Raw genomic sequence first — 18,229 nt, forward strand, 5'->3', positions numbered from 1 at the left:
ACCCTATTATGAATACTGGACTTTAAATCATAAATATGTTATTGTAGATAAAATATTATAATGGAAACTTCTTCTTATTTTTATTTGAAGAAGTAAATCTACTAACAAAAGTGTAGAGTTGAAGTGTCATTTAAGGAGGGCTTTATATGGGAAAGATTGCAGCATTTTTTGATATAGATGGAACTATCTATAGAGAAGGTTTAATAACAGAAGTTTTTAAGAAAATAATAAAATATGAGTTAGTTGAAGAAGATAAATGGTATAATGAAGTTAGGCCAGCTTTTTCCAAGTGGGATATTAGACAAGGGGATTATGATACCTATTTACTTAAAATGATTGACGTTTATATTGAGGCAACTAAGGGTTTGAGTAAAGAACATATAGAACATATAGCTAGAAATGTGATTAATCAGAAAGGTGATAGGGTATATACATTTTCTAGGGATAAAATTAAATGGCATAAGGAACAAGGTCATGTTGTAATTGCTATTTCTGGATCTCCCATAGAGCTTGTAAGAGAGATGGCAGGGAAATATGAAATGGACGATTTTAGGGGTACCATTTATAAAGCCGATGACCACGGAAAATATACTGGTGAAATTATACCAATGTGGGATTCTGTAAGTAAAGAAAATGCTTTAATGGAGTTAAAAGAAAAATATGATATAGATTTAAGTAAAAGTTATGCTTATGGAGATACTTCTGGGGATTTAACTATGTTTAAATCTGTAGGAAATCCATATGCTATAAATCCAACTAAAGAGCTTATTTCAAAGATAATAGAAAATGAAGAAGTAAAGAAAAAAATCAATGTTATAGTGGAACGAAAAGATGTCATTTATAAATTAGATATTAATAATTTAGAATTAATCTAAGTAAAATAAAGTTTTATATTTTAAGGGATAGCTTAAGTGGCGTTACAATAGAAGTCTTGTAACGCCACTTTTAAACATAGTACTTTCTTACAAAAGGGGGATTTGTATGATTAGATTTGAGATAATTACAAGAGATAGATTGGGAATTACAGTAGAGATATTAGAGAAAATTTACAATAGGAAAATTAACTTGATTTCTATGGAAGTGTTTTTTCAAAAGGTATGTGTAAAGGTTGAGGACATGGAAGATGGGTTAAAGAAGGAACTAATGAAAGAGATTTGTAATATTAAAGATATTATTTCAGTTAAAGAAATGGATTTATTATATTATGAACAGAAAGAAAAAAAGTTAAAAGCCATAATAGATTCAATAGAGGATAGGGAATTCAAGAACATAATTGGTACAAGCAAGGCAATAGAGCAAGTTAAAAATATGACTTTGACTATTGGAAAGAGTAACTCAACGGTGTTATTAAGAGGTGAAAGTGGTACGGGTAAGGAAGTCTTTGCAAAGGCAATACATGACATAAGCCCTAGGTGTAATAAGAATTTTATTGCTATTAACTGTGCAGCATTACCAGAAACCTTATTAGAGAGTGAGTTGTTTGGATATGAGCCAGGAAGCTTTACAGGTGCAACGATAGGGGGAAAAGATGGTATTATTAAAGAAGCTAGTGGAGGAACTTTATTTTTAGATGAAATAGGAGAAATGCCTATGTTTATTCAAGCAAAGTTATTAAGAGTGATACAAGAAGGGAAAATTAGAAAAATTGGTAGTAATAAAGAAGAATCCATAGATGTAAGAATCATAGCTGCAACTAACAAGAATCTTGAGAACATGATTAAGGATAAAACTTTTAGAGAAGATTTATATTATAGATTAAATGTAGTTCCTATGTATATTCCAACATTAAAGGAACGATTAGAGGACATTCCGATGTTTGTACAGTTCTTTATAGAGAAGTTAAATTATAAATTAAATAAAAATATAAAGGGCGCTGATGTTGATTTCATTAGCGAGTTAATGAAATATCATTGGCCTGGAAATGTTAGAGAGTTACAAAACGTTATAGAAAGAGCAATGAATTTATGCAAAGGTGACATATTAACTGCAGAGGATATTTTTATTAATTTTAAGAATGATATTTATAGCTATGGACCTAAAGAGATTATAGATAAAAAATCTGATGAATATTTGCAGCTACCATTAAAAGATATAATGGAGAAATGTGAAAAAGAAATTATTAAAAAAACCATAGATAATTATAAGAGTTATAGAAAAGCTGCAAGTGTACTTAAAGTTTCTCATACTACAATAATGAATAAAATTAATAAGTACCATATAAAAATGTAGGTGTTTTTGTATTAAAGTATGTAAAAATTAATTTACAGATGTAAAAAAACATTTACAAAAAATTCTGATAAGTAAAGATATATTTACACTAAATTAGTATAAATATTAAGAGTTGCATATTATAAAAATAAATGAGATTCTCCTTTCCTTGTTATTAAAGCTTTGTCTAAAACTATATTCACCTAGATCTAAGTATCACTTAAATTATCCTTAATTTGGCACTAGAATTGCTATATATTATTGTAAAAATAATTTATATTGGGAGGTCAAATTAATGGGGAATAATTTAAAAACAATGGGCTTTGCTACTAGAGCAATTCATGGTGGACACGTTAAGGATCAATTTGGTGCTTTAGCTACTCCTATTCATCAAACAGCAACCTTTACTTTCGAATCTGCAGAGCAAGGTGGTAGACGATTTGCTCTTGAAGAAGGTGGATATATATATTCAAGACTTGGAAATCCAACAAATACTCAATTGGAAGATAAGTTAGCAATGCTAGAAGGTGCAGAGGCGGCAATTTCTACAGCGTCTGGCATTGGAGCTGTTGCATCAGCATTTTGGACAGTGTTAAAAGCTGGAGACCATGTGGTAGCAGCAAAAACTCTTTATGGATGTACCTATGCTTATTTGAATCATGGAATAAGCAGATATGGGGTTGAGGTAACTTTTGTAGATACCACCAATCTTGAAGAAGTAAGACAGGCTATGCGAGAAAATACTAAGGTAGTTTATTTAGAAACACCAGCAAATCCAAACCTTGAAGTTGCAGATATAGAAGCTATAAGTGAGATAGCTCACCAAAATAAGGATTGTATAGTAATGGTTGATAATACTTTCTGTACTCCATATATTCAAAGACCATTAGAATTTGGAGCTGATGTAGTAATTCATTCAGGAACAAAATTCTTAAATGGTCATGGAGATGTAATTTCTGGTTTTGTAGTTGGAAGTGGAGAATTTATAAAAAATGTTAGATTATTTGGTGTAAAGGATATGACAGGAGCTAGCTTGAGTCCTTTTGATGCATTTTTAATCATTAGAGGTATGAAAACTCTAGAAATAAGAATGGAAAAACATTGTGAAAATGCTATGAAAGTAGCTAAATTTTTAGAAGGACATAATGCAGTGGAAAAAGTATATTATCCAGGTTTAGAAAGCTTCCCACAATATGAATTAGCTAAAAAGCAAATGTCTTTACCAGGAGCTGTAATAGCTTTTGAGGTAAAAGGTGGAATCGAAGAAGGTAAGAAAGTTATAAACAGTACAGAGCTTTGTACAATAGCAGTAAGTCTTGGAGATGCTGAAACTTTAATTCAACATCCAGCATCAATGACACATTCACCATACACTAAAGAAGAAAGAGAAATGGCTGGTATTAGTGATGGATTAATAAGAATAGCTGTTGGTCTAGAAAATGTGGAAGACATAATAAATGATTTAGATAATGCATTAAAGTGTATACTATAATATAGTATAGTATAGAACTAATAAAGACTCCTAAATTAACGTTTGGGAGTCTTTAATTATATAGATTTATGAGACGTCTTTATTATTAATGCAATATTGCAATATATCTAGACTATCACTATCATAAACTTCAAATTCTTTTATTGACCTAATGATTTCTTTTTTGGCATGCTCAATATATCCATGTTTAAAATATAGTTTTCCTAGATTAAGAAGCACAAATTTATTATTTATTAAATTTAGTAAGTGTACAGCTATTTTAAGTTCGTCATATTTATCATTTATAAGCAATATTTCACATATTTCTAGAATAATATCAAGATATTCCCTTTCATTTTCATCTTCGGATAAAAGAGTGGTGGATTCTTTGGTAAATAATTTTAAAAACTGTGAATACACTTCTAATAGTTTTTTATTGTAACCTAATAAGGAATCCTCTTTAAAATTGGATAATAAGGAGAACGCCTTATCATAATTATTAGTTAATACACTACTTATAACTTTGTACATTGAAAAATATAAATTTGAAGAATTATCATCAACTATATTGGTCATGTCAATACACTTGGTAAAGGAACCAGACATTACAAGACATTTAGCTTTAAGTAATACCAGCTCTTCAGTAATAGTTTCAGATAGTTCACATTTTTCTACGTATTCCAATGCTATTTCATAGAGTCCTTCATTATAAAACAAATCTGCAATAATATGATTAGATTTTGGAGAACTAGAAATAAGATCTTCTATAATCCTTTTAAAGTTATCCATTGGGGTATTTTTGAATTTTAATATATCTCCAATAAGGTATAAGGGATTAAGGAAATCTGACTTTGATTTAAGTGTTTCAATATAATAATTGTATGCAGCATCATAGTCTTTTAGTGCGAAGTAGGCATTGCCTAACTCATAGTATGCCTTGAAACTTCCTATTCCGTATAAGCATTTTAATTCAGATGGTGCTTCACCTAGCTCAATACATTCTTTAAGAGCTTTTATCTGAAGTGTAGGCATATTCATATCTTTAAAAATAAGAGATTTTAAAAAATATAAGTCAGTAAATTTAGGATAATGCTTAATACCGATGTCTATGAACTTAAAAGCTGTATCATAATTTTTAATTTTATAGTTTAAGAAAATTATCCTAAATATTAGTAAATAACTATATCCGTTGTATGGGTCAAATTTCTCATAGGATTTATAGTAATGTTCTAACGCAGTTTCATTATCGTTTAATGCTGCGTATTCAGTACCGAGGTTAAAGTGAGCAAAGGAATCATTGGGGTCTTTTTTTATTTGATCATTTAAAATAGGTATATTTCTATTTCTTTTATTCTTAGATTCTATTGATTTAGTCATATATCCATAATGATTAATTTGCATTAATTGATAAATTGCTTTATATTTGTTTTCTGAGTATACTAATTGATTATGAATTTCTCCTTCATAGTGAGTTCCATGGTTATTTTTAAATAGTCTAGGATTTAAATTTATAGTTATTGAATTATCATCAACAATATTTCCATAATAATTTAATGTTTCAAAGTAGTAAATCGCATTTTCATCTAATTGTCTGTATAGTAAATCTTTCAAGTTTTCTTGATTCTTAGGGGATAATTCATCATCTGCATCTAATATGAGTATCCAATCTTTGGTAGCATGCTTTAGTGATTCATTTCTAGCTTCACTAAAGTTATTGTGCCAAGGAAAATAGTAAACTTTAGCCCCAAAGCTTTTGGCAATATCTACAGTTTTATCCGTAGACCCTGTATCAACAATAATAATTTCATCCACAATATCTTTAATGCTGTTAAGACAGCTTGGCAAATAGTTTTCTTCATTTTTTACAATCATACACAAGCTTACTTCATTTTTCATAATATATTATCTCCTCTTTTAAATAAAACCTTCATTGTTGAATAAATAAAATATTCTATTAGTTTTACCATATATACTATGTAAAAATTTAATGAACTGTTCTTGTAGTAAACATTACTATTTATATAATAATATTTAGTTCTATTTGTGAGAAATAAAATAGAGTGAAGGAGAAAAAGTATAACTACTATACTTGTATTTAGAAAAGTAATTACAGGATAATAAATTTAAAATCACATTTTGTATATAAGGTCATATAATATATCAGGAGCAAAATCCTAAAAAAATTTGGGGGATGAATTTTATGGCTTTAACAATTGATTTTGATACTCCTCAAACTGGTACACCTCGTTCTGTTGGAGTTACAGGCACTGTTGCTAGAAATAGTCTTGCTTATTTAACCATTAGACTTAATGTTACAAACGCTGTTTCAACAGGAAGAGATAGATCGTTTTATAGAGTAATTGCTTATGATAATACAGCAAATGGAACATCATTAGCTGTTAATACCTCTTATACTTTGTCAATTGTACCAAAATTTATAACAGGTGATACTGTTGACGAATCTACTGGTGTAGTAACTGCATGGTCATATACCATCTAGAACTATTTATAATGGCATGGAGCAATTTATTGCTCCATGCTTTAAACTAATGGATTAAAAAAGAGGTGACAAATTTGTCAAATATAATAATTTATGCTACTAAGAGTCTTACGGTAACCAGTAAATTGATAAACGGAAATATGAATAAACCTACTATAACTGTAGGTAGTGATGGTATACACAACTATATTAGTTACCTATTTTTTGATATTTCTAGTATACCAAGTAATGCATCAATTTCTAGTGCAGAACTTGTATTGTTTAAGACAAATAATTTTTATAATGATTGTAGGAAAATATTTTCAATATACCCCCTATGTGATTATTTCAGCACTTATACAACTTTCAATAATCGACCAGAAGTAGATATCAATATTAAAAAAAATTTTCATCCAATAACTTCAGATGTGGCTATAACAGTGGATTTAACTGATTTTGTTGTATTATGGTTACAGAATAAATTAAGTAATAGAGGTATAGCATTACTTGATAGAAGTAATAGCATTCTTACACAATTTGGTTCTTCAATATGTAAGGATAGATATCTTGTTCCATTTTTGAAAGTGGTTATAAACGACGAGTGTAAATGTTGTAAGGAATGCAATTGTTGTAACAAAGGGGAAGGCACTATAAGACAGGTAAATGTCAAGGGAACTGTTGCAGAGAATTCAAAGTATGTAGCCATAGTAAATATTGGAGTAACAAGAAGTGGTACTGGACATACAGATAATTATTATATAACTGATGAATATAACAATTTATCAAATAGTAGTCCTCTTTATGTAGATAAAATCTATAATATGGCTATAGTACCAAAGGAAAATCCAGGAGATATAGAGACTGTAAGCTTTTATGGTTCATATAAGGAGTAGATTATTAGTTTCTACTATAATTAGTAATCTTTTGTTCAAATTAATATAAAACTGTATGATTACTAATTAACATAAGATATGGTAAAGATAAATGAGATTTTATTGGATAGGTTATCAATAGAATAAGTATCTATTCTTACTATATTTAATAATAATAATGAAGGAGCAATAGTATGGTTGAAAATGTAAGTAGTATGAGAGTTGATTCTGAGAAAAGTAATAGAAAAAATATTGTCTTTTTTGTAAAACAAGGGCTAGATAGTTTTTTAGAAGATATTATTAATGGATTATCTCATGACTATGTGACTAAAAAAATAGTGGTAACAAATTTAAAGCAAATTGATGAAGGGATGAAGTGTGCCGATATATGCTGGTTTGAGTGGTGTGATGAATTAATATCCTATGGAAGTAAACTTAGCATTGCTAAAGAAAAGAATATTATATGTAGAATACACAGCTATGAATCCTTTACTGAATATCCATGTAATGTTTACTGGAAAAATGTTGATAAAATCATATTTGTAGCAGAACATATAAGGAATTTTACTATTGATAATTTCAATATTGATAAAGAAAAAACCATAGTAATTCCTAATGGTATAGATATTCCTAAATGGACTTTTCAAGATAGAAAACCTGGGTTTAATATTGCGTATGTAGGTTATATAAACTATAAGAAAGGACCTATGCTATTGCTTCATACTTTTAAAGCTATATATGATAAAAACAGCCAATACAAATTATATATTGCTGGTAAATTTCAAGATACTAGAGATGTTTTGTATTTTAATCAAATGATAAAAGCATTTGAATTAGAAAATAATGTAGTTTATGAGGGTTGGCAGGATAACCTAGATAAATGGCTAGAAGATAAAAATTATATATTATGTACAAGTATTTTAGAATCACAAAACATTAGTGTTATGCAAGCTATGGCAAAAGGGATAAAACCTATAATCCATAATTTTGTTGGTGCAAAAGAAATATATCCTCAGTGTTTAATTTGGAATACAATAAATGATGCTCTTGAGATGGTAATTGATAGTAAATATGATTCTCAAGAGTATAATTGTTTTGTTAAGAATGATTTTGAGTTGCAGGATCAAATAGAAAAACTAAAGGCATTATTCATAACTCTATCTGAAATAAAAAAAGTTTCAATGATTGAGCAACCATTAGTTACTATAGGAATAACAAATTATAATGGTAATAAATACTTATCAAAATGTGTAGATTCTTTTATAAATCAAACCTATCCTAATATAGAAATTTTACTTATAGATGACTGTTCAACAGACGGCTCTGATGAAATAATTAGAAATTATGAGAAAAAACATAAAAATATACGCGGAATTTATCATAGTCTGAACTCAGGTGGAGCATCAAAAGGAATTCAAGAAATTATTAGTAACGCAAAGGGGAAGTATTTTCAATGGATTGCTTGTGATGATTTTGTAGAAAGGGATGCTATTTACAAATTTGTAGAGTATTTAGAAAAAAATACCAATAAGGACTATGTATTTAGTGACTTTAATATAGTGGATGAAGATAATATAATAGTTCAGCAATGGAACTACCAAGTTCATCCTAAAGATGAGGTCATTGAACGTATTTTTAAATCTGCATCGGGTATTATACCTATGAATTGTCTTCATAGATTGAACTTTTTTAAGGACAACAAAATAAATTGGATAGTTTATAAAAACAATGATTTTTCTGCAGATACATTGAATTGTCTGCAGTTAATAAAATATAATTGGAATTATGGAAAAGTAGATGGTGCAGTAATAAATTATAGAATTCATTCAAATAATTTATCACATAACTTACAAAGGAGAATAGATTCATCTGTTACTATATTCGATTATATAATTAAAAATTTTAAAGAAGAAGTATATGCATCTGAAATTAAATGGAGTCAATTTGAGGATAGGGACCAGCTAAAAAATTATGTAATAGCTCAATTTTATTATAATCAAATTCAAAATCATATAAATATGAAAGCAATACCCCAATATATAAAGTGTAATGTTGCTAAAGAAGAAATAGTAAAATATTGTTTTGTTTTTGCAAAGGAAGGGATGAAATATATTGATGAAGGATTAAAGCATGGAGGAGCTTTTCTAAATGAATTTCTTAATTTAAAAGAGTTATATGATAAATATAAAAAAGAAGTCGAAGATTTAGGAAGTGTTTAGTAAATAGAAATAGCATAAAAAATTCTATAGTTTTTAATTCCACATACTTTTAGGTATAAAAATAGTAATTTTAAGTAATATATACAAAAAAGTATAGATTTCTGCTAAAATAGTATTAGAAATTATTTAATATAATTATATAAGGGGGAATTATAAAATGGAAAAAAAGACAAGGGGATTTTGGACCACATTAGTGTTAGTATTTTACATTCTTGGAGGAATTAGTTCAATAGTAACTGCTATTATAAATAAGTCGTTAGCTGAAATAGTTCCAGAGGCTGCTCTTAGCAGTGGTATGGTAGTATATTCAATCATATCTGGTATAATAATTATCCTTATTTCTATAGGAATTTTCATGTGGAAAAAGGCGGCAGTATATGCTTTGGCAGTATACTATCCTGTTAACTTTTTATTAGGTTTAATTACAATGGATTATAGTATGGCACCAGTAGTGATTGTTTCAATAATTGTTGGTGTAATAGGTATTATAATATCATATCTAATGGTATTCAGCCTACTTAAAAAAATAAAATATAATGAAGAAGTAAAAAATACAATGAATGTATAAAATTAGTGTATAATAAATAAAGAAGATAGATTCTATCTTCTTTATTTATTATAGAATAGGACAAGGAGTGAAGAATTTGAAGATGGATTTCAATCTTTCAAAGAAGAAAAAGTATATACTAATTGTCATTGCAGTAGTATTATTTATAATACTTTCAGCAGTAATAATTGCTATAAAGTTAAAAGGACCAAAAGAGGAGACAACAATTACTCATGAAGATAGTTATGAAATCAAGGGAGAAGAAACATTAAAATTTAATGGTATTAGTATTATAAGTGATGAGCAAATTATTATAGTAGATAAGTCACAAGGAGAATTAAAAGATATTAAAGTTAAAGATGGACAAGAGGTAAAGAAAGGCGATGTATTATTTTCTTATCTTAATACTGCAGTTGAAGATCAAATAGCACAGTATGATAGGGAAATAACCTCCAATAATGGCAAAGTATCTAGAGCGAAGAAGGAAAAGGATAAAGTTAACACAAGCATTAATAAGCTAAAAGGAGATTTAAATGCAATAAGTGGTGAACTAAATAAAGTTAAGAGTGAAATATCTAAGCTTAGTACATCAGAAGAAAAAGAAGCTCAAAGTCAATATAATGAATTATTGAAAACAAAAGATGTCCTTGAAGGTAAGCACCTAGAAGTTTCTCAACAAATAGAAATGTTAATGAATCAAGTTAATGGCATAGAAACTGAAGTAGCAAGTTATGAAGAGGGAAACAAGTCAATAGTAACTGAAAGGGATACTTTAAAGAAAAAAATAGGTAAAGATATAGTTGCAGATATAGATGGAGTAGTGAAAGTAAATAGCAAGGGTATAGATGACCCAACTGTAGCCTATATGAGAATAATATCTAAAGAGCCTTTAGTTAAAGCAGAAGTTTCTGAATTTGATGTAAAGAATTTAAAAATAGATGATGAAGTAATGTTAAAGGTTATTAGTAGTGGAGAATATATTAAAGGTACTATAACTGAAATTGACGAGCTACCTATTGAAGAACCAGGAAGAACTACAACAGGATACAATTTTTACATAAAACCAGAAAAGAGTATCAGAATAGGGTTTAGCTTAGAGGTTAAGTGCAATTACAAAGGAATAGAAATACCTAAAGATTATGTATATGAAAAAGATTCTAAGATACATATACTTAAGGAAAAAGGCGAATCTTATGAAGATATAGAAATAAAAGCAACTTTAGAAAATGATAAGTATTATTTATTAGATGGAGCTATAGGGATAGGAGATAGGTTGATTAAAAATCCTTCTACGGTACTAGAAGGGAGCAAATAATTATGATTAAATTAAAAGACATAAATAAGTTTTATGTTACTGGGGATGAAACTCTTCAGGCATTAAAGGATGTTAATTTAGAGATAAATAAGGGTGAGTTTCTAGCAATAATGGGACCCTCTGGATCAGGAAAATCAACACTTATGAAAATATTAGGATTGCTGGATAAAAAGTTTGATGGAAGTTACACATTTTTAGATAAAAATATAAGTTCTTTTTCAGATGATGCTTTAAGTAAGTTTAGAAATGAAAAGATAGGATTTGTATTTCAAGATTTTAACCTTATAAAAAGGCTTTCAATAAAAGAAAATATTGAAATTCCTATGCTTTATAGAGGTCATAGAATAAAGGAAACCAAGAAGCGAGTTGTAGAACTATTAAAAAAGGTTAATCTTGAGAGTAAAATAAATAAGTATCCTACTGAATTATCAGGAGGACAACAACAGAGGGTATCTATTGCTAGAGCATTAATTAATAATCCAGATATAATAATTGCAGACGAGCCTACAGGTGCTTTAGATAGCCATACATCTAAGGAAATAATGGGTATGTTTAAAGAACTTAATGATGAAGGAATTACTATAATTTTAATCACCCATGATGTAAATGTAGCAAGACAAGCTAATCGAATAATGTCTATTTTCGATGGTGAGCTTAAGGAAGGAGAATTTTAGATGAAGCTTAGTGTTCTAATTTTTTCTGCTTTAAGAAATCTTATAAGAAATAGAAAAAGATCTTTCTTAACTATGTTAGGTATAATAATAGGAATAGCAGCAGTAATTACCATAGTTGCATTAGGTGAGGGGTATAAGAATAAAACTATAAAAGACTTTACAGGGGAAAATGAAGGTAAAGTTGTATTAAATGCCATGTTTACTCCGTCAAATGCGGAACATATTAATGCTACAGGAAATAGTTTTAATAATAATGATAAAAGAGCTGTAGAAAGATTACAAGGAATTGAATCAGTAGAATATATATATTCTAGCAATGAATATGGTGAGCTTGTAGATTTACAAGTGAGGGGAGCTGCCATTCAAGGAATGGCTTCAAAGGTAGAAAAAACTGATTCTCCAAAGATTATAGGAAGAAATTTAAGTGAAAAAGATAATGAAAATTCAACAAGAACCATGGTATTAAGAGAAAGCTTAATTGGTGATAAGGTTGGAGAAAAAGAAGAGTTAATTGGAGGTATTGCAACCTTAAAGGGTATTACCTTTGAAATTGTAGGTATTATAGAATCTGATGAAGATGAGGAGTTTAGCTTTAGCTTTAAACCAGATATTCAAATTCCAAAGAACACCTATGATAAGTTCTTCCCTTCTAGTGATGTAGTTCAAGGTATGAGTATTACCTTAGTTAATGGAGTAAATGTTAAGGATACTATTAAGGATATAGAAAACACCCTTAATGAGGAAGGCTCTAAAAAAGCTGAAGGAGAATATATGGTAATGGATACCAGTGGAATAATAAAAATCATGGGTTCAGTACTAAATACATTAACTTTATTTATTGCTGGAGTTGCTGGAATATCATTGTTTATTGCGGGAATAGGGGTTATGAACATGGTTTATACTTCTGTTTCTGAGAGAACTTTAGAAATTGGAATAAAGAGATCAATAGGAGCCAGAAGAAAAGATATAAAGCGAGAGTTTTTAGTAGAAGGTGTAGTTATTACTGTCACCGGTGGAGTGATAGGATATGTATTTGGAATAATAATTGCTAATATCATATCTTATTTTATGCATATGGCAATAATCCCAAGTCTATTTACTGCATCTGTAGCTATAGGAATTTCCATATTTATAGGTATAGTATCTAGTATAATTCCTGCTAATAAGGCTGCTAGTGCAAATACCATTGATATACTAAAATAAAAATAGTGGTAGACTTTTTAAATATAAAGGTCTACCACTTATCTATTTATCAAGGTTTACTATGGTAATAGAATATGCATCGTATTCTATTAACCCATCTTTTCTCATTTTATTTAATTCACGGGATAATGAGGATCTTTGTACCCCGAATTTTTCTGCTAAATCCTTTTTAGTTACTTCTAGTTTAATTATATTACTCTTTTGAACATAGCTTTCATACATTAGAAAGTCAATTATGCATTGTCTTATAGACTTAAGAGAAAGTGTTTTTATTTTATCTGTTAAAATTAAGGTTTTATCTGAGATGGAGTGAAGAAATTTAGATAAAAAAGTAGTATTACTTTGGCAGAGACTTAAAACCAAATCTTTTTTTAAGTGTATAAGTGTTACTTCAGTTTTGGCTAGAACCATCATTGGATAAAAGTTTTTATGGGAAAAAAGAAGATTTCCTCCTAGTTCACTGCCGATAGTAAAATCATTTATTGAGATATAGTTTCCTTTCTCGTCAGTGCTTTGTACAGAGACAATTCCCTTCAACACTATATCAAAAGTAACACATTTTTCATTTTGAAAATAAATTACGGAATTCTTTTTATATGTTTTTATATTGAAAGAATCTTGTACGAATAAATGATTAATAGTGCTCAAAGAAATATTTTTAAATAATTCTGTATTTTCAAGAACAGAAATAAAATCTATCATTATTATTTCCCCTTTTTCAAAATTAGTTACCTTAGTAACTGATTATAATATTAAAACAAATTATAATACAAGTAAAGATGTTGAAGGGAGAAAATAAAATGGATATTTTCACAATAATTCTTTGGGTAATTACATTGACTTGGTTTATTTGGTCCATAATTAAAGATAAAAAGAAAACTTTTAACTCCATTAAAATGTCAACGGGGCTAATGAAAAGCATGATAGGAGAAATTATAGGAATACTTTTTCTTATAGGATTAATACTTACATTCATTCCACCAGATACAATTAAATATTATTTAGGGCAATCTAATATTTTTATTTCTACAATTATTTCTGCATTTGTAGGAAGCATCACTTTAATACCAGCTTTTGTTGCTTTTCCACTAGTAGGTTCCCTAGTAAATGCGGGAGCTAGTATAGTTCCTATAGTGGCATTTTTAACAACTCTTACCATGGTTGGTTTTGTTACATTTCCTCTTGAAAGAAGAGAATTTGGTGTTAAGTTTGCATTGATTAGAAACTCATTAAGCTTTATATTTGCTGTGGTTATAGCACTTTTCATGGGGGTGATAATATGAGTTTAATTATTAAAAAAGTAAAAAACAATATGTTATTAACTTTTGTTATTTTAGCTTATTTGTTTTTATTGATTTTTATGCCGGATAAAGGAATTATGGCTTTAAATAATAGCTTATATTATGTGAAAGAAATGCTTATAATAATGCTAGTAATACTTCTACTAACATCTCTCATTGAGGGATGGGTTCCTAAAAAAACTATAGAAAATGCACTAGGTGAAGGTTCAGGGGTTAAAGGATATATATTTTCCTTTTTACTAGGTAGTTTTTCAGCAGGTCCTATTTATGCAGCTTTTCCTGTATGTAAGATGCTTATAAAAAAGGGTGCCAGCATAGCAAATATAGTAATAATCTTAAGTGCTTGGGCAGTAATTAAGATTCCGATGCTAGCAAATGAATCTAAGTTTTTAGGTCCTAAATTTATGGTGATTCGATGGAGCTTAACTACAATATCTATTATTATAATGGCAATTATAACTTCAAGATTTGTTAAAAAAGAAGAATTACCTAAAGAAGATATTATAGAAAAGGAAGATGCAATACTAATTATAGAAGAGGACTTTTGTATTGGTTGTGGATTATGTACAAGGATAGCATCAGAAGATTTTATATTAGAAAATAAAAAAGCAAAGGTAAATAAAAATATATTAATATCACAAGAAAGTGAAAAGATTAAACTAGCTATATATAAATGTCCTGCAAAGGCAATTAAGTATAAATAATATATTCTAAAAAATAAAGATATAAAGGGGGAATTTATAATGGTTGAAAAAATTTATCAAATGACTAACAGCCATAGTAGAACAGTTGAAATGCTTATTTCAGATGGAAATGTTCATTACTTACACATGATATTTAATAAAGGAGAAGGACTTCCAGAGCATTTTTCAAATTCTAATGTATATATGGCTGTACTAAAAGGCACGTTATCAATTGGATTAGATGACCAAGAAATTAATGAATACAAAGAAGGCACTTTATTAAAAATACCATTTAAAACTAAGATGAATGTTGGTAATAAACATGATGAAATTTTAGAATTAACTGTGGTAAAATCACCTGCTCCATCTAAATAATTACACAATAGGGTAAAAGCTTTTTATTAATATATATAATTTACTGAATTTAAAATAAATAATTGAATAATTTAAAAAAGCTGTTGAATATTCAATGTAATATTCAATAGCTTTTATTCTATTACTGTAATTTTAAACATAACCTAATTAATAATATATTGATTCAAAATAAAATATTGTGGTATAATTGTATATCATTTCAATAATCAATAATTATTGTTTATTGAAATAAGTTATTCTTAAAGTTAAAATAAAAATAAAGTCTTAAATACATGGAGAAGAAATAATATGAAAAAAAATTGGATTATCGTCACAATAATTATAACCGTGGCTGTAGGATTAGGAGCCTTTACATATAAGAGTTACACTAAGAATAATCATACTGAAAATATGATTAAAAATGATAAAAATAAGTATGATGCATCAGCAGAGATAAAGGATGCATTAAAGTTACTAAGTAGTAAAAAACAAGCTGAAGTTATAACTAATGTAAAAACCTCTTCTAATGTACTAGCTCTATCCTTTGAAGGAATTAGTGATGCTAATACCATGGGAAAAATAGTGGAGTTACTAAATGAGTATGGTGTAAAAGCAAATTTTTTTATTCCAGGTATTAAAGCTGGAGAAGATCCTACCACAGTAAAAAACATTAAAAAAGCAGGGCATGTAGTAGGAAGTGAAACTCTTTCAGATACTAGGTATATGGAAAAGTTATCTCAGAAAGAATTAATTACTGATTTTTGCCGTGGTAATAAGATAATAGAAACTATAATTAAGGAGAAATCTAATTTACTAAAGTGTAAATCTACCACATACACTGATGAAGTCCTAGAGGCAGCATACGCCTCAGGTAATAAGTACGTGGTTCATAGTGATCATTATCTTAGCTATCAAAGTTTCAAGGATTATGGGCAGGCTCAGAATTATGTAAATAAATTAGATAAGGGCACAATTATTTCCATTAAGGTTAATGGTGTTCTTGATGATTTTGAATATGAAGGAGAAATAGAAGAGGAAAAGCCAGCTATAGACAAAGAAGCAGGGATAGATGAATCTACTAAGGATGAAAGAGAAGAAATAACTGTTGTTAAAATTGTAGAATGGTTGTTGAAGGCCATAGATGAACAGAAAATAACTGTTGTCCAAGTGAATGAGTTAGTAGGAATGAAAAGTGATGATGAAACTTCATCACCTGAAAATATGTCAAATAAAGATGAGATTTATATAGATGAAAGTTATAAAGAAGAAAAAAATACTTCACAAGGAAATAGTGAAGTAAAAAATTCTTCAGATTTAGTGAATTTTAAGGAGCTAATAGAAAAAAATAATGGTAACCTGGCTCCTAACATTTCAGAGTTTTACACTACTAAAAAAGCATTATCCTATACCTTTAGAGGATTAGGTAATGAAACTGCATTAAATTCAGTTTTAATATCTTTAGATAAAATAAAGGCTAAAGGAACTTTCTTTGTCACTAAGGATGAAATAGAAAAGTATCCAGATAGAATTGCTAACATATTAAAGAAAGGTCATGAAATTGGCAATGGAGGAATAACAGTTAGCTCAAGTTTATTAGACAAATCTACAGAAGAGATTTGTAAAGAAATATATGAAGTAGATAATTTATTAAGGAAGATTGGTGTAAATACTAAAGCATACATGCCTGGATATGGTTATGTTGATGTTGAGGTTCAAGAAGCTTTATCTGTTATCAATAAAATTCATGGTATTAAGGGTTATGAACTGTTTACTTATTCTAAATCTCCTATTAATCATAAATATAAAAACATGAATGCAGAAGAAGTTGTAAGGGATTATCTTAATTTAAATACCTATATGTCATTAAGAAAAGGTGAGATTGTTTACTTTAGGCTAGACTCAGATTTATTTGAAGATAAGAATACTGTAGCAAATATTATTGAATTAATTACCTCTAATTATGTAAAAAATGGACATGCCAATAAATATAATGAAGCAACACAATCCTATATTTTAGTTGAAAAGCCATTGAATTATTCTGTTGAGACTTTAAGTGAATTGCAACATACTGTGGAATCAGCTTCTCAATTAGGGAGATATAGGATGGCGGGGAATAATATTAACTCATTAATTAGGAGGTCTTATGAAGAAGCTTTATCTATGATGAAATCTAATTACATAGGTAATAAATATGTGGATTTAAGTGATTTAAATGAAGAGGAACAGGTTTTAATGGATAAGACAGGGACTATTGATACCAATGGTGAAGATGTAATATTCTTTACCTTCGATGATTGGGGAGGAGATCCTGTGGTTAATGAGATTTTAGATGTACTTAATAAACATAAAGTAAAAGGAAGCTTTTTTGTAATATCAAAGTACATTGATACTAACGGAGATGTATCTAATGCTAATCCTAATTTACTTAGAACCATTGCATTTAATGGTCACGATATTGGAAGTCATAACTATAATCATGAAACTTTAGATACAAACAAGAATAAATTGGAGATTTCTTTAGTTAAATCCTATGATGCTATGGCTAATGTTATAGGTGATTTAAATTCATTAAGACCATACTTTAGACCACCAACTTTACTTGTTAAAAAGGAAGGGCTAGCACAGGTATTTGAAAGTGGATTTAAATATTCTATTAATGGAAATATTTCAACTCATGATTATGAAAGTAGTTCTTCCCAAGAAATTGTTCATTCATTAGAAGAAAGTTTAATCAAAGGTAGAGGGAATATTATAGTAATGCACATGAACAATCAAAGTTATTATACAGCAGAAGCCTTAGATATTTTCTTAACTAATAATGAGAATGGAGTTTACGGAACAAAGTATAAAATTGCAAAGTTAAGCGATTATTTAGAATAATAATTTTTGTAACATATGAGGAG

Annotated in this window: 16 protein-coding genes; 14 read left to right on the forward strand and 2 right to left on the reverse strand. The window is 28.5% G+C overall.

All coding sequences use genetic code 11. From position 1 onward, the window contains the following. The first annotated feature begins 146 nt into the window (after positions 1–146). From B2S02_RS12935 to megL, 3 genes are all read left to right on the forward strand, one after another. Complete coding sequence (locus tag B2S02_RS12935; protein ID WP_346846449.1) at positions 147–875, forward strand: HAD-IB family hydrolase; 729 nt, start codon at positions 147–149, stop codon at positions 873–875. 106 nt (positions 876–981) lie between these two features. After that, positions 982–2,229, forward strand: a complete 1,248-nt coding sequence (locus tag B2S02_RS12940; RefSeq protein WP_346846450.1) for a sigma 54-interacting transcriptional regulator — start codon at positions 982–984, stop codon at positions 2,227–2,229. Between the two features lie 274 nt (positions 2,230–2,503). Further along, complete coding sequence (gene megL, locus B2S02_RS12945; protein ID WP_346846451.1) at positions 2,504–3,700, forward strand: methionine gamma-lyase; 1,197 nt, start codon at positions 2,504–2,506, stop codon at positions 3,698–3,700. 66 nt (positions 3,701–3,766) lie between these two features. On the opposite strand, the gene B2S02_RS12950 is transcribed toward megL, so the two are convergent. Continuing rightward, on the reverse strand, positions 3,767–5,575 hold the full coding sequence (locus B2S02_RS12950; RefSeq protein ID WP_346920833.1) for a tetratricopeptide repeat-containing glycosyltransferase family 2 protein: 1,809 nt from the start codon (positions 5,573–5,575) through the stop codon (positions 3,767–3,769). 304 nt (positions 5,576–5,879) lie between these two features. On the opposite strand from B2S02_RS12950, the gene B2S02_RS12955 reads away from it, so the two are divergent. From B2S02_RS12955 to B2S02_RS12985, 7 genes are all read left to right on the forward strand, one after another. Further along, positions 5,880–6,179, forward strand: a complete 300-nt coding sequence (locus tag B2S02_RS12955; RefSeq protein ID WP_150844550.1) for a hypothetical protein — start codon at positions 5,880–5,882, stop codon at positions 6,177–6,179. A gap of 74 nt (positions 6,180–6,253) precedes the next feature. Continuing rightward, positions 6,254–7,051, forward strand: coding sequence for a DNRLRE domain-containing protein (locus B2S02_RS12960; RefSeq protein WP_150844549.1), 798 nt, complete (start codon positions 6,254–6,256; stop codon positions 7,049–7,051). A 173-nt stretch (positions 7,052–7,224) separates the two neighbouring features. Then, a complete protein-coding gene (locus tag B2S02_RS12965) occupies positions 7,225–9,249 on the forward strand; it encodes a glycosyltransferase (RefSeq protein WP_346920834.1) in 2,025 nt (674 codons plus the stop codon). Positions 9,250–9,406: 157 nt separating this feature from the next. Next, a complete protein-coding gene (locus B2S02_RS12970) occupies positions 9,407–9,817 on the forward strand; it encodes a hypothetical protein (RefSeq protein ID WP_346846454.1) in 411 nt (136 codons plus the stop codon). An 82-nt stretch (positions 9,818–9,899) separates the two neighbouring features. After that, positions 9,900–11,111, forward strand: a complete 1,212-nt coding sequence (locus tag B2S02_RS12975) for an efflux RND transporter periplasmic adaptor subunit (RefSeq protein WP_346920930.1) — start codon at positions 9,900–9,902, stop codon at positions 11,109–11,111. 2 nt (positions 11,112–11,113) lie between these two features. Beyond that, positions 11,114–11,785: an ABC transporter ATP-binding protein gene (locus B2S02_RS12980; protein ID WP_346846455.1), complete on the forward strand. Its 672-nt coding sequence runs from the start codon at positions 11,114–11,116 to the stop codon at positions 11,783–11,785. Next, positions 11,786–12,988 (forward strand): ABC transporter permease, encoded by a 1,203-nt coding sequence (locus B2S02_RS12985; protein WP_346920835.1) that lies wholly within the window; start codon positions 11,786–11,788, stop codon positions 12,986–12,988. 42 nt (positions 12,989–13,030) lie between these two features. Here B2S02_RS12985 and B2S02_RS12990 read toward each other — a convergent pair whose 3' ends face one another. After that, the gene (locus B2S02_RS12990; protein ID WP_346920836.1) at positions 13,031–13,690 is read right to left on the reverse strand and encodes a Crp/Fnr family transcriptional regulator; all 660 of its coding nucleotides are present in this window, start codon (positions 13,688–13,690) and stop codon (positions 13,031–13,033) included. Positions 13,691–13,788: 98 nt separating this feature from the next. Between B2S02_RS12990 and B2S02_RS12995 the strand changes: the two genes are divergently transcribed. From B2S02_RS12995 to B2S02_RS13010, 4 genes are all read left to right on the forward strand, one after another. Next, the gene (locus B2S02_RS12995) at positions 13,789–14,271 is read left to right on the forward strand and encodes a permease (protein ID WP_346920837.1); all 483 of its coding nucleotides are present in this window, start codon (positions 13,789–13,791) and stop codon (positions 14,269–14,271) included. After that, positions 14,268–14,993, forward strand: a complete 726-nt coding sequence (locus B2S02_RS13000; protein ID WP_346920838.1) for a permease — start codon at positions 14,268–14,270, stop codon at positions 14,991–14,993. The genes B2S02_RS12995 and B2S02_RS13000 overlap by 4 nt, the downstream gene beginning before the upstream one ends. Positions 14,994–15,032: 39 nt before the next feature. After that, positions 15,033–15,347: a cupin domain-containing protein gene (locus tag B2S02_RS13005; RefSeq protein WP_346846460.1), complete on the forward strand. Its 315-nt coding sequence runs from the start codon at positions 15,033–15,035 to the stop codon at positions 15,345–15,347. Positions 15,348–15,635: 288 nt separating this feature from the next. Then, positions 15,636–18,206 carry a polysaccharide deacetylase family protein gene (locus B2S02_RS13010; protein WP_346890846.1) on the forward strand — a complete coding sequence of 857 codons (2,571 nt, stop codon included), beginning with the start codon at positions 15,636–15,638 and terminating at the stop codon, positions 18,204–18,206. Positions 18,207–18,229 lie beyond the last annotated feature (23 nt).

This window comes from Clostridium sp. UBA7339, from assembly GCF_002470865.1.
In the GTDB taxonomy this organism is placed as follows: Bacteria; Bacillota; Clostridia; order Clostridiales; family Clostridiaceae; genus Clostridium_J; species Clostridium_J sulfidigenes.

Excerpts from the sequence above, each read along its gene's own strand:
- B2S02_RS12935 (WP_346846449.1), top strand. The coding sequence starts at position 147 with ATGGGAAAGATTGCAGCATTTTTTGATATAGATGGAACTATCTATAGA.
- B2S02_RS12940 (WP_346846450.1), top strand. The coding sequence starts at position 982 with ATGATTAGATTTGAGATAATTACAAGAGATAGATTGGGAATTACAGTA.
- megL (WP_346846451.1), top strand. The coding sequence starts at position 2,504 with ATGGGGAATAATTTAAAAACAATGGGCTTTGCTACTAGAGCAATTCAT.
- B2S02_RS12950 (WP_346920833.1), bottom strand. The coding sequence starts at position 5,575 with ATGAAAAATGAAGTAAGCTTGTGTATGATTGTAAAAAATGAAGAAAAC.
- B2S02_RS12955 (WP_150844550.1), top strand. The coding sequence starts at position 5,880 with ATGGCTTTAACAATTGATTTTGATACTCCTCAAACTGGTACACCTCGT.
- B2S02_RS12965 (WP_346920834.1), top strand. The coding sequence starts at position 7,225 with ATGGTTGAAAATGTAAGTAGTATGAGAGTTGATTCTGAGAAAAGTAAT.
- B2S02_RS12970 (WP_346846454.1), top strand. The coding sequence starts at position 9,407 with ATGGAAAAAAAGACAAGGGGATTTTGGACCACATTAGTGTTAGTATTT.
- B2S02_RS12975 (WP_346920930.1), top strand. The coding sequence starts at position 9,900 with ATGGATTTCAATCTTTCAAAGAAGAAAAAGTATATACTAATTGTCATT.
- B2S02_RS12980 (WP_346846455.1), top strand. The coding sequence starts at position 11,114 with ATGATTAAATTAAAAGACATAAATAAGTTTTATGTTACTGGGGATGAA.
- B2S02_RS12985 (WP_346920835.1), top strand. The coding sequence starts at position 11,786 with ATGAAGCTTAGTGTTCTAATTTTTTCTGCTTTAAGAAATCTTATAAGA.
- B2S02_RS12990 (WP_346920836.1), bottom strand. The coding sequence starts at position 13,690 with ATGATAGATTTTATTTCTGTTCTTGAAAATACAGAATTATTTAAAAAT.
- B2S02_RS12995 (WP_346920837.1), top strand. The coding sequence starts at position 13,789 with ATGGATATTTTCACAATAATTCTTTGGGTAATTACATTGACTTGGTTT.
- B2S02_RS13000 (WP_346920838.1), top strand. The coding sequence starts at position 14,268 with ATGAGTTTAATTATTAAAAAAGTAAAAAACAATATGTTATTAACTTTT.
- B2S02_RS13005 (WP_346846460.1), top strand. The coding sequence starts at position 15,033 with ATGGTTGAAAAAATTTATCAAATGACTAACAGCCATAGTAGAACAGTT.
- B2S02_RS13010 (WP_346890846.1), top strand. The coding sequence starts at position 15,636 with ATGAAAAAAAATTGGATTATCGTCACAATAATTATAACCGTGGCTGTA.